General features: G+C 69.5%; 13 protein-coding genes. 11 read left to right on the forward strand and 2 right to left on the reverse strand.

What is annotated here, in order from left to right:
* Positions 1-26 precede the first annotated feature (26 nt).
* Positions 27-1,247 carry an ATP-binding protein gene (locus JHC79_RS20800; protein WP_296394442.1) on the forward strand — a complete coding sequence of 407 codons (1,221 nt, stop codon included), beginning with the start codon at positions 27-29 and terminating at the stop codon, positions 1,245-1,247.
* Complete coding sequence (locus JHC79_RS20805; RefSeq protein ID WP_296394420.1) at positions 1,244-1,933, forward strand: response regulator transcription factor; 690 nt, start codon at positions 1,244-1,246, stop codon at positions 1,931-1,933. The genes JHC79_RS20800 and JHC79_RS20805 overlap by 4 nt, the downstream gene beginning before the upstream one ends.
* On the opposite strand, the gene JHC79_RS20810 is transcribed toward JHC79_RS20805, so the two are convergent.
* Positions 1,915-2,730 (reverse strand): DUF2470 domain-containing protein, encoded by an 816-nt coding sequence (locus JHC79_RS20810; RefSeq protein WP_296394422.1) that lies wholly within the window; start codon positions 2,728-2,730, stop codon positions 1,915-1,917. The two genes, JHC79_RS20805 and JHC79_RS20810, sit on opposite strands and share 19 nt — an antisense overlap.
* 5 nt (positions 2,731-2,735) lie before the next feature.
* Positions 2,736-3,566, reverse strand: a complete 831-nt coding sequence (locus JHC79_RS20815) for a hypothetical protein (protein WP_296394445.1) — start codon at positions 3,564-3,566, stop codon at positions 2,736-2,738.
* A gap of 55 nt (positions 3,567-3,621) precedes the next feature.
* On the opposite strand from JHC79_RS20815, the gene JHC79_RS20820 reads away from it, so the two are divergent.
* The 9 genes from JHC79_RS20820 (at position 3,622) to JHC79_RS20860 (ending at position 12,210) form a co-directional block, all read left to right on the forward strand.
* Complete coding sequence (locus JHC79_RS20820) at positions 3,622-4,656, forward strand: Ppx/GppA phosphatase family protein (protein ID WP_296394424.1); 1,035 nt, start codon at positions 3,622-3,624, stop codon at positions 4,654-4,656.
* Positions 4,657-4,672: 16 nt separating this feature from the next.
* On the forward strand, positions 4,673-6,265 hold the full coding sequence (locus JHC79_RS20825) for a hypothetical protein (RefSeq protein WP_296394425.1): 1,593 nt from the start codon (positions 4,673-4,675) through the stop codon (positions 6,263-6,265).
* Positions 6,266-6,296: 31 nt separating this feature from the next.
* Positions 6,297-7,142, forward strand: coding sequence for a sugar phosphate isomerase/epimerase (locus tag JHC79_RS20830; RefSeq protein ID WP_296394427.1), 846 nt, complete (start codon positions 6,297-6,299; stop codon positions 7,140-7,142).
* A 54-nt stretch (positions 7,143-7,196) separates the two neighbouring features.
* Positions 7,197-8,075, forward strand: a complete 879-nt coding sequence (locus tag JHC79_RS20835; RefSeq protein ID WP_296394428.1) for a thioesterase family protein — start codon at positions 7,197-7,199, stop codon at positions 8,073-8,075.
* Positions 8,072-8,923, forward strand: coding sequence for a pyrroline-5-carboxylate reductase (gene proC, locus JHC79_RS20840; protein WP_296394430.1), 852 nt, complete (start codon positions 8,072-8,074; stop codon positions 8,921-8,923). Before JHC79_RS20835 ends, proC begins: the two co-directional genes overlap by 4 nt.
* Positions 8,924-9,240: 317 nt before the next feature.
* Complete coding sequence (locus JHC79_RS20845) at positions 9,241-9,489, forward strand: helix-turn-helix domain-containing protein (protein ID WP_253661719.1); 249 nt, start codon at positions 9,241-9,243, stop codon at positions 9,487-9,489.
* Between the two features lie 218 nt (positions 9,490-9,707).
* Positions 9,708-9,809, forward strand: a complete 102-nt coding sequence (locus JHC79_RS20850; RefSeq protein ID WP_003402602.1) for an AURKAIP1/COX24 domain-containing protein — start codon at positions 9,708-9,710, stop codon at positions 9,807-9,809.
* Positions 9,810-9,878: 69 nt separating this feature from the next.
* On the forward strand, positions 9,879-10,928 hold the full coding sequence (locus JHC79_RS20855; protein WP_296394437.1) for an NAD-dependent epimerase/dehydratase family protein: 1,050 nt from the start codon (positions 9,879-9,881) through the stop codon (positions 10,926-10,928).
* A gap of 100 nt (positions 10,929-11,028) precedes the next feature.
* Entirely contained in the window at positions 11,029-12,210 is a 1,182-nt protein-coding gene (locus JHC79_RS20860) for a lysophospholipid acyltransferase family protein (RefSeq protein ID WP_296394440.1), read from the forward strand.
* Position 12,211: the final 1 nt, after the last annotated feature.

The raw sequence follows: 12,211 nt of genomic DNA on the forward strand, positions 1-12,211 counted from the left end.
GCACGGCCCTCACCCCGGACACCCCGATCGATGTCGGGGCCGACAGCACGCTGGGCAACCGCCCCAACGAGCTCCTCGAGCCGGGCACCGAGACCGTCGACGGACGCATGTCGAAGGCCGCGCTGCTCGCGCTGGTCGTCCAGACCACCGAGATCGGGATCGCCGTCGTCGACGAACACCGTGACGTGGTGATGTTCAACCGCCGCGCGCACGAACTCGGGCTCGTCCACGACCACCTCCTCGAAGACCAGGTCTGGGCCGCCTCGCGGACCGTGTTGGAGACCGGTGAGGACGTCGACGTCGAACTGACCCCGCACCACGCGACCAACGGGTTCATCTCCACCGGGCGGGCCGTCGCGCCGCCGGTCGCGGTGCGGTGCGTGATCCGGCTGGTCACCGACGGCACCGAGCGGTACGCCGTGGTCTACGGCACCGACGACTCGGACAACATGCGGCTGGAGGCGACGCGACGCGACTTCGTCGCCAACGTCTCCCACGAGCTCAAGACCCCCGTCGGCGCGATCGGACTGCTCACCGAGGCGCTGCTGGAGTCGCAGGACGACCCCGAGTCGGTCCGCCACTTCGGCGAGCGGGTGATCACCGAGTCCACCCGCATGGGCAACATGGTCAACGAGCTCATCGCGCTCTCCCGGCTCCAGGGCGCCGAGCGGCTGCCCGACTCCGATGACGTCGACGTCGACGAACTGGTCGACGAGGCCATCCACCGCGCGCAGGTCGGCGCCGAGGCCGCGGAGATCTCGCTGAACACCGATCGGCCCAGCGGCCTCGTCGTGCGCGGCGACCGCACCCTGCTGCTGACGGCCCTGAACAACCTGATCGCCAACGCGATCGCGTACTCACCGGCCAACTCGCCGGTGTCGGTGAGCCGTCGCGTGATCCCGGCGGGCACCGACCCCGCGATGGTGGCCATCGCGGTGACCGACCGCGGTATCGGGATCGCCCCGCGAGACCAGGCCCGCGTGTTCGAGCGGTTCTTCCGCGTCGACAAGGCGCGGTCGCGGGCCACCGGCGGGACCGGACTCGGACTCGCCATCGTCAAACACGTCGCGGCGAACCACGACGGGTCGATCACCCTGTGGAGCAAACCCGGGACCGGCTCGACGTTCACGCTCGCGATTCCCATGTCTCGCGCCGGTGTCGGCGAGAAGACCATCCCTGCACCACGATTCACCACGGACAAGGACTCGGATCGCCGGGTTCTCGAGACGAAGGAACTGAACAGGTGACGCACGTCCTGATTGTGGAAGACGAAGAGTCTCTGGCTGATCCGTTGGCCTTCCTGCTGCGCAAGGAGGGGTTCGAGACGACGATCGTCAACGACGGCTCCCGCGCGGTCGGCGAGTTCGAGCGGGTCTCGCCCGACATCGTGCTCCTCGACCTCATGCTGCCGGGGGTGTCGGGGACCGAGGTCTGCAAGGCGCTGCGGCTCAAGTCCAGTGTCCCGGTCATCATGGTGACCGCGCGTGACAGCGAGATCGACAAGGTCGTGGGCCTCGAACTCGGCGCCGACGACTACGTCACCAAGCCGTACTCGGCGCGCGAGCTGATCGCGCGGATCCGCGCGGTGCTGCGCCGCGGCGTGGACACCGGCGACGACCTCGGACTCGACGGCGGTCTGCTCGAGGCGGGTCCGGTCACGATGGACGTCGAGCGCCACATCGTGTCGGTGCAGGGCTCGACGATCACGTTGCCGCTCAAGGAGTTCGACCTCCTGGAATACCTGCTGCGCAACGCGGGACGGGTGCTGACCCGAGGGCAGTTGATCGACCGTGTCTGGGGCGCCGACTACGTCGGCGACACCAAGACGCTCGATGTCCACGTCAAGCGCCTGCGGTCGAAGATCGAGTCCGACCCGGGCAACCCCAAGCACCTGGTCACCGTTCGCGGCCTGGGTTACAAGCTCGAGCCCTGACGGGCCGCCGTCGCGAGTTCGACGGTCGCCGCGCGTAATTCGTCGGCGGAGTCGAGGCGGTGTGCGTACCCGACCCGGGTGTGTGCAGGCTGCGGTCCGCGTGGTGTCGAGACCAGCAGGTCGAGGCCGTAGCGGTCGGCGCCGGTGCAGCGCGCGCTCGTCGCGTCCGGATATCCGCCGAGCGCACGGGCCATCGCCACCAACGACTCGGCGTGGTCGGCGTTGAGGTGCTCGATCGCCGGCCCGGCGTGCGGCACGACCGGGTCGGGTTCGGCCGCGATGTAGTCGGTGCCGCTCGCGGAGTCCATCCGGCCGTAACCGCCGACCCACCGCACGCGGTGCACCCGCAGCACCCACAGCGAGAAGTCGCTGTAGTCGACGTAGTACTTCGCCGCGGGAACCGCCGCGAGATGGGCGGCGCGGGCCGCGTCGTACTCGTCGCCGACCGGACGTTCCACCGCACCGGCGAGCGTGACGCGTCCGCTGGCCAACGGGTCGTCGTCGGTGTCGGGGGTGACGATGGCGATGCTCGCCCGAGGATCGTGGGCGAGGTTGCGGCCGTGCTCGGCCATGTGCGACACGCACAGCACCGGGGAACCCTCGTGCAGGCCGTAGGTGACGAACGACGCCCAGGGGTCGCCGTCGGCGGTGAGCGTCGCCAGGGTCGCGGTGGTGTTCGACGCCGCGAGGGTCCTGGCCTCCTCGGCCGGTGACGACCGAGTGGGGCGGAGCACGTCGGTCAGCGGACCGGGGATCGTCGGGGCGTCCCCGGGGTCGCCGTGATCGCGATTGGCCATGGTCTCTACTCCTCGGGAGTCAACGCGTACTTGATGTCGCCGGTGCGGCGTTCGGTTGCGCGGGCGGTGGCCGGGTGGATCGCGATCAGGCCGAGACCGTTGCGTCGACGGCAGGCCGCGGCCAGCTCGTCGTAGGCGGCCTGCCCGATCAGCTCGGTCAGCTCGGGTCCGTAGGACTGCCACACCTGCTTCTCGCCCACGTGCGCGTCCGGCGACCCCGAGCAGTACCACTTGAGGTCCTCGCCACCCGAACCCCAACCGCGACGGTCGAACTCGGTGATCGTGGTCTTGAGGATCTCGGTGCCGTCGGGACGCTCGACCCACGTCTGTTCACGCCGGACCGGCAGCTGCCAGCACACGTCGGGCTTGACCGTCAGTGGCTCGAGTCCCTTGCGCAGCGCCATGGAGTGCAGCGCGCAGCCCGCGCCGCCGGCGAAACCGGGGCGGTTGAGGAAGATGCAGGCACCCTTGTGCTTGCGGGTCTTCAGCGCGGGCTCTTCGTCGAGCTCGTCCTCCTCGAGGTAGCCGCGCTTGCCCAGCGGGTTGCGGCCGGTGCCCTTGTCGTAGAACTGCCAGTCGTCGGGCGTCAGCATCGCCATGCCGCGTTCGAGGCGTGTGCGATCGTCTTTGTCGGACAGATACGCGCCGTGGCTGCAGCATCCGTCGTCCTCGCGGCCCTCGATGATCCCCTGGCACGCGGGAGTGCCGAACACGCACGTCCAATGGGACAGCAGCCACGTCAGATCGGCGCTGATGAGGTGTTCGGGGTCGGCGGGATCGATGAAATCGAACCACTCGCGCGGGAAGTCGAGCTCGACTTCCGGGGCGGGGGTCATCTTGTCTGTGGCTGCCTGCACAACTGACAACGGTAGACGCACTACCTTGTAGGGCGTGCGCTTAGGAGTTCTGGACGTCGGCAGCAACACCGTCCATCTGTTGGTGGTCGATGCACACCGTGGTGGGCACCCCACCCCGATGAGTTCGACCAAGTCGACGCTGCGGCTCGCCGAACAGATCGATGCGAGCGGAAAGCTGTCCCCCCTCGGTGCGACGAAGCTGATCGAGGCGGTCGAGGAGTTCACCACCATCGCGTCGAGCTCGGGCTGCGCGCAGGTCATGGCCTTCGCGACGTCGGCGGTACGCGATGCGACCAACTGTGACCGCGTGTTGGACGACGTCGAGAAGAGCACCGGCGTGCGGGTGGAGGTACTGACCGGGGAGGACGAGGCCCGGCTCACGTCGCTGGCGGTGCGCCGCTGGTTCGGGTGGAGCGCGGGACGCATCCTGGCCCTCGACATCGGCGGCGGGTCGCTGGAGCTGTCGAACGGGGTCGACGAGGAACCCGACGTGGCCCTGTCGTTGCCGCTAGGTGCGGGACGACTCACCCGGGAGTGGCTGACCGAGGACCCGCCCGGCAAACGGCGCGTCGCGGTGCTGCGTGACTGGCTGGACGCGGAGCTGGCGGTCGCGGCCAAGGAACTGAAGGCCGCCGGTGCACCCGACCTGGCCGTCGGGACATCGAAGACCTTCCGCTCGCTGGCCCGACTCACCGGCGCGGCGCCGTCGAGCGCCGGACCGCGGGTGACGCGCACACTGACCAGCAACGGACTGCGACAGCTCATCTCGTTCATCTCCCGCATGACGGTGAGCGACCGCGCCGAGCTCGAGGGCGTCAGCGAGGACCGCGCCGGGCAGCTCGTGGCGGGTGCGCTCGTCGCGGAGGCCTCGATGCGGGCGCTCTCGGTCGATACCCTCGAGATTTGCCCGTGGGCACTGCGGGAGGGTGTCATCTTGCGACGGCTCGACGTGGAGCCGACGGGAATCGGTCGGGTGGACGCGGGTGTGGCCACCTCGACCGACCCGGGAAACCCGGGCTCCGCGGGCATCGACATCGCCCCGAGCGGACGCGCGAGCGCACGATCCTAGGAAAGGCAGAACAGGAATGGCCAGAGAACCGGATGCGGATTCACGGCCGATCTCGGTGGCCGAACTCATGGCACGGGCTCGGGAGCTCGACGAGGCGCCGACCGACGGCGACGCAGCCTCCTCCGACGGCTCCGGACGTCGACGTCGTGGTGGCGCCGGGTCGGTGTCGTTCGCGGAGCTGACCGGCGAGTTGCCCCGTGTGTCCGATGCCCCCTCGCGCAGTGGGCGGCAGACGGGCGCCCCGGAGACCGACGCACCCGCCGCCGCGAGCGCCCCCTCGGCGGACCCGGAGTCGCGCTTCGTCCCCACCGAGCAGGCTGCACGCGCGGCCGAGCCCGCACGCAGGCCGTTCCCGCGGTCCGAGCCCCCGCGACCCACCCGCGAACCCGAGGTCTTCCCCCGATCGGAGGCCCCGGTGGGCCGGCCGTTCGAACCGCCTGTGCGCCCGGCCGCGTGGTCCGCGCCGGACCGCGGCGCCGGTGAACGCCCCGTCCATCCACCGACCCGCGACATCAGCAGCGGCGCCATCGCGGACCGTTTCCGCGACCAGCGACGAGCCGAGGCCGAGGACGCCGTGGAGACCGGCATCATCCCGCGGGTCGAGCAGGCGACGGATGTCGACGTGTCGACACCGCCGACCGGGTCACTCGACGGTGCCGATCTGGGTCATCTCACCCCGCAGGAACGCGAGCGCGAGTTCGAGCGCTACCGCAACTTCGAGGACATCGACGACCTCGCCGAGCCCGAAGCGGAACCGAAGAAGAAGCGAGGCCGGTTCGGTGGTCTGCTGCGCGGCCGATCCGCGACCGCCGACGACCGGTCGAGCCCCCGCGACGATCAGCCGGACGAGTCCGACGATCACGAGCAGTCCGACGACCGGCCCTGGACCCGGTGGCCCGCCGACGACGCGGCCGAGACCGACCCCGACGTGGGGCACTCGACGCGATCCAACGAGCTCCGCGACCACCTGCGCGACTCCGGTGACTTCGACTTCGCCGACGACCGACTCGGAGCCCGGCATCCCGACTTCGGTCTGGACGCCGAGGACGACGGTGCGGTCGCCGACGTCACCGCCGCGTTCGACGCGGCGCGTCCGTTCCCCCGCGACGACGCGGCCCCCCGCCCGGCGCCGCCTGCCGACGGGCGTCGCCGTCGCGACGTCGACGCCGAGACCCAGATCGTCGACCTCGACAAGGCCCAGGTCGATGCGTACGCCGATGAGCGCGACGCGCAGGGTCACCCCTCCTACGCCGACACCGCGGTCGACGAGCAACCGCGCCCTCGCCGGTCCCGCACCGACGTCGCCGACACGTCGTCGGTGGACGCCGGCACCGACACCGAGGCCTCGCCCGCACGACAGTGGGCCATGCTCGGGCTCCAGGTCGTCCTCGGTCTCGTGGTGGGCGTCGGTCTGTTCCTCGGATTCCACGAACTGTGGAAGTGGAACGTCTACTTCGCCCTGGTCCTGGCCGTCGTCGTCATGTTCGGCATGGTGACCACCGTGCACGTCGTGCGCCGCAGCCAGGACCTCATCAGCACCCTGCTCGCACTGGGCGTCGGACTGATCGTCACGATCGGGCCGCTGGTGCTGCTCGCGTCGGGCAGTTGACCACCGCAGGGACCACGCCGGGGGGCCGCACGTGAAGCTCGACATCCCCATCGGCCTGTCCACCGCATCGGTCTACCCGCAGAACACCGAGGCCGCGTTCCAGTACGCCAACGAACTGGGTTACGACGGCGTCGAACTCATGGTGTGGGGCGAACAGGTCAGCCAGGACATCGACCACGTCCACTACCTGTCCGACCGCTACGCGATGCCGGTGCTGTCGGTGCACGCGCCCTGTCTGCTCATCTCGCAGCGGGTGTGGGGTCGTGACCCGATCGCCAAGCTGGCGCGGTCGGTGAGCGCAGCACAGGAACTCGGTGCGTCGACGGTCGTCGTGCACCCGCCGTTCCGGTGGCAGCGGCGGTACGTGAAGGGATTCTCCGAGACCGTCGCCGAACTCGAGAGCGACAGCGGCGTGGCGGTCGCCGTGGAGAACATGTTCCCGATGCGGGCCGACCGCGTGTTCGGCAAGTACGAGCAGGCCGCCGACCGCATGCGTCGCCGCGGCGGGCCGGGGCCGAACCTGTCGGCCTTCGGCACGTCCATCGACCCCACCGACGACGGTTTCGCGAACTACACGCTCGACCTCTCGCACACCGCCACCGCCGGGGTCGACGCCATCGCTCTCTACGAGCGGATGGGGGATCACCTCAACCACCTGCACCTGACCGACGGTCTCGGTGCCGCGGTCGACGAACACCTCGTGCCCGGCGAGGGCTCGCAGCCGTGCGTGGAGATCTGCCGCCGTCTGGCCGACAGCGACTTCGCGGGCGCCGTCGTCCTCGAGGTCACCACCGGCTCGGCCCGCACCAAACCCGAGCGCAGCGAGATCCTGTCGAGATCCCTCGCGTTTGCCCGTGAGCACCTCAAGCGGGCCTGAGCGCCCGTCTCGTCCGCACCCATCACCCGTACAACCGTCGAGAAGAGGATCCCCGTGACGTCGGTGACCGACCTGGCCGACCTGCGGCCCGACCCCGCAGGCGACGGCCCCGACCGTCGCGCCTACCGCATCGACATCAGTCCGGTGTTCACCATCGGGCCGAAGGTGCACGGCGGTGTCCTGCAGGTGATCTCCGCGCACGCGGCCACCCGCGCGCTACGCGAGACCGCCCCGGACGCCGACGGCGCGAACGCCGTGGCCGACCTCGTGCCGGTGGCCATCTCGACCGAGTACCTCGGCGCACCCGACCCGGCCGAGGTGACCGTGGCAGCCCAGGTGCGCAAACGTGGGCGGCGCATCTCGGTGATGGATGTCGAGATCGCGCAGGGGAGTCGCACGTTGGTCCACTCGTCGGTGTCGATGGCGCGCCTGGACCACGGCGAGCCCAGGCACGCCACCTCCGGTGCGCTCTCGGCGATGCCGCCGGAACCGCCCGCCGACGCGGTCACCGTCGACGGGTCGCCACTCGCGTCGGTCATCAACCTCTCCGGCGCCATCGCACTGGCCTACGAGTCCGACTCGGCCCCCTTCGTCCGCGGCGAGGTCGGTGAGCCCGTCCTGCGACTGTGGGCGCGGCCCCGCGACGTCGAACCGGATGCCTTCTTCGCGTTGCTGGCCGGCGACATCTCCGCCCCGGTGGTGATGAACCTCGGTCTGTTCGGGTGGGCGCCGACACTGCAGCTGACCACCTACGTCCGGCGGATGCCCGCGCCCGGATGGCTGCGCGTACAGGCGTCGTCGTCGGAGGTGGGGGCGGGCTGGTTCGAGGAGGACCACCAGATCATCGACTCCACCGGCGCGCTGGTGGCCCAGTCCCGACAACTCGCACTCATCCCGGACGACACCGCGGCGGCAACAGGAGGAAAGCAATGACACAGCGTGTGGCCATCATCGGCGGCGGCAAGATCGGTGAGGCCCTGCTCGCCGGGCTCATCGCGTCCGGACGTGCGACCAAGGATCTCGTCGTGGCCGAACGTGCGCCGTCGCGAGCACAGGAGCTGACCCAGGAGTACGGCGTCCGGGTCACCGACGTCGCCGACGCGGTGGAGGGCGCGGCGATCGTGGTGCTCGCGGTGAAGCCCGCCGACGTCGACTCGGTGCTCGAGCTGGTCTCCGGTGTCGAGGACGCGGGCGAGACCGAGCGGCTGACGGTGACCCTGGTCGCCGGGCTGCCCACCCGCAAGTACGAGAGCACATTGCCCGCGGGTGCGCCCGTCGTGCGCGTCATGCCCAACACCCCGATGCTCGTCAACGAGGCCATGTCGGCCGTCGCGGGCGGCCGCTACGCCACCGAGGAGCACGTCGCGACCGTCGTCGGGCTGCTCGAGTCGGTGGGCAAGGTCGTCGTCGTACCCGAGAAGCAGATGGACGCGGTGACCGCGTTGTCCGGGTCGGGGCCGGCCTATGCGTTCCTGATGGCCGAGGCGATGATCGACGCGGGCGTCGGGCTGGGGCTCTCGCGGCCGGTGGCGACCGAACTGGCCGGCCAGACCATCAGGGGTGCCGGCGTCCTGCTGACCGACTCCGGGCTGTCCCCGGTCGACCTGCGCGCCGCGGTCACCTCGCCCGCGGGGACGACCGCCGAGGCGATCCGTCAGCTCGAGGCCAACGGGTTCCGGCACGGGTTCTACGAGGCGATGCGCGCCAACGTCGCGGCCAGCGTCGCGACGGCCGCCGCTCAGGCGGCCACCGGCGGGACCGAGCCGGCCGACCGCGACTGATCGGCCCCTCCCGCGACACTCCCGGGGCGCCGTGAGCAATCCGATCCGGTGTCGCCGGAGCGCGCAAACGGCCCATCTCGGGCGTCGGCTCGACGAATATCCAGTTCAGAGGCCTTCGTTACCGTGCGCCACGCCGACAAACGCGACGACACGCCGAAGATATCGGTCTGCTAACTGATAAATCTCGGAATGATTACCCACTCACGTCGCACCAACCACATCCGCCACGCTAAGCTCCCCTCAGCACGTGCGTGTCTGGTGTCCGCAGGAGGGGAAGCCTGCGGCCGCGACGCGTGCACCGGAGGTATGTGAATTTCATGGCGCCTGCAAACAAGCCCGGCGACCGGAACAACGCCACAGGCGGTGTTCCGATCACCAACACGGGCTCTGGTACGCAGTTCCTCACCGTGGCCGAGGTGGCCGCACTGATGCGAGTGTCCAAGATGACCGTCTATCGACTCGTGCACAACGGCGATCTGCCCGCTGTCCGCGTCGGCCGGTCGTTTCGGGTGCACGCGAAAGCGGTCCACGACTACCTCGAGACGTCGTACTTCGACGCCGGCTGAGCGATCTGCAGGTGACGACCGCCGGGGTGTGATTTCACCTCAGGCGAGACGAGCGGTAACGTGGTCCTCTGTTGTGTTCGCCGGGCTCTGCGGAAATCGTCGGCATGGCGGAAGCGCACGAGTGGAGCAATCCACCCCAGTGCGCACCCCGCGGCGCGACGCGCGCTCGTTGTTCCCAGACCAGAAGGACCGTTCGGTCAGATCGTGAGGATGCCCAGATGGGTTCGGTAATCAAGAAGCGCCGCAAGCGCATGTCGAAGAAGAAGCACCGCAAGCTGCTCCGTCGCACGCGAGTGCAGCGCAGGAAACTCGGTAAATGAGTTCGTGAGTTCCTGCTCGACCAAGAAACCCGCCGCATGTCGGCGGGTTTTTCGGTTTATGGTGGCGACATGACCGACGCCGCGCAGTTGCCCAAGGTGGTCCTGGTGACCGGGGCGTCGACGTTCCTCGGCGGCTACCTCACCACCCGACTCGCGCAGAACCCGGACATCGAGCGCGTCCTCGCCGTCGATTCGCGAGTGCCGACCAAGGACATGATCCGTCGGATGGGGCGCGCGGAATTCGTCCGCGCCGACATCCGCCGCCCGACGATCGCCAAGGTCATCGAGTCCGCGCAGGTCGACACCGTGGTGCACGCCGCGACGTCGGTGATGGACACCGTCGGTCACTCGCCGGCCATCAAGGAGCTCAACGTCATCGGCGCGATGCAGGTGTGCGCCGCCGCCCAGCGGTCACCGTCGGTGCGTCGGGTGATCCTGCGGTCGACCGGGATGGTCTACGGCTCCAGCGCGGCCGATCCGGCGCACTTCTCCGAGGAGACCCGCGCCCGCGTCGACCCGACCAGTGGCTACGGACGCGATCTGCTCGACGTCGAGTCGTACGCCCGCGGGCTGTCGCGGCGCAGGCAGGACATCGCGGTCACCATCCTGCGACCCACGGCCATCCTCGGACCCAAGATCTCGACCCGCATGAGCATCTACTTCTCGTCGCCGATCATCCCGGTGGTCATCGGATACCAGCCGCGTCTGCAGTTCCTGCACGAGGAGGACGCGCTGGCCGCACTCGAGCACGCGACCCTGCTGGGCAAGGCGGGCACGTTCAACCTCGCGGCCGACGGGGTGGTGTCGCTGACCCAGGCGATCCGACGTGCCGGGCGCATCGAACTGCCGGTGCCTGCCAACCTGTTGGGGTCGGTGGCCGGTGTGTTCCGCAACATGCGGGTGGCGACGATGCACGGCGACCAGGCCAGCTATCTGACCTACGGGCGGGTCCTCGACACCACCCGCATGCGCGCCGAGTTGGGGTTCGCGCCGCGGTACACGAGCCTGGAGACCCTCGACGACTTCATCAGCCGAAGGCCGTTGGAGCCGGTGGTCTCGGCCGCGGCGTGGCACCGTCTCGAGCGCCGGATCACCGAAACCGCACGCGCGCTCGTGTAGGGGCAGCACGTACTCCGCGTACCTTCTACACTGAACGCGGATCAGGGTCATCACATCGCCTGGGCACACGTGGAAACGACGCGGAGAGGTTGTTGGGACATTGGTCAAAGGCAACGGCGCGTCCGATGCTCGGACCGCCAAGGTGATCCAGCTGTACGCCTCGCCGCCCGAGGCCCCCAGCCGCGAACAGGTCCGGCGTCGCCACCCCTCTCAGCAGAAGTCAACGGAGCGAACCGATTCCGGTATCGAGCGCACTCCGTCGACGCCACGGAGGCCGCGACCCGCGCCGCCCAAGGCGGGTCACCCCAACACCGATGACTTCCTCGCCGATCCGGCTGACGTCACGCCGATCAGCAAGGACATGGCGACCCGGCTCGACGCCGCGGGTCTGCCGGTGCGCCCGACGGGCTCGCCCCTGTTCAGTCTCAGCGGTCTGCGTTCGGCGCTGGCCGATTCGGTGATCGCGAGCGCCGGGTATCTGCGTGAGCGGTTGACGGGCGACTACGAGGTCGACGACTTCGGCTTCGATCAGCACTTCACCGAGAACGTCTTCCTGCCCGCGATGCGCGTGCTGTTCGACAAGTGGTTCCGCGTCGAGGTCACCGGCATCGAGAACATCCCGGCCGAGGGCGGTGCGCTCCTGGTGGCCAACCACGCGGGGACGTTGCCCATCGACGCGTTGATGACGTCGGTGGCCGTCCACGACCACCACCCCCAGCATCGCTTCCTGCGGATCCTCGCCGCCGACCTCGCCTTCGAGTCGCCGTTCGTCGGTCAGCTCGCCCGACGGACCGGGTCCACTCTCGCCTGCACCGCCGACGCCGAGCGGCTCCTGCGCGGCGGCGAACTGACCGGTGTCTGGCCGGAGGGTTTCAAGGGCGTCGGCAAGCTGTACAAGGACCGCTACAAGCTGCAGCGTTTCGGTCGGGGCGGCTTCGTCACCACCGCCCTGCGTGCGGCCGTGCCGATCGTCCCGGTCTCCATCGTGGGCTCGGAGGAGATCTACCCGATGCTCAGCGACCTCAAGCCGCTCGCCCGTCTGGTCGGCCTGCCCTACATCCCGGTGACCCCCACGTTCCCGGCGCTCGGTCCGCTCGGGTTGGTGCCGCTGCCCTCGAAGTGGCACATCCACTTCGGCAAGCCGATCGAGACCAGCCAGTACGACGAGCAGGCCGCCGACGATCCCATGGTCGTCTTCGACCTCACCGACCACGTCCGCGAAGAGATACAGCAGACACTGTTCCGCATGCTCAGTCGCCGAGGCTCGGTCTACTTCGGCTGAC

Origin of the sequence: Williamsia sp. (assembly GCF_016462415.1) — a bacterium.
GTDB lineage: Bacteria > Actinomycetota > Actinomycetes > Mycobacteriales > Mycobacteriaceae > Williamsia_A.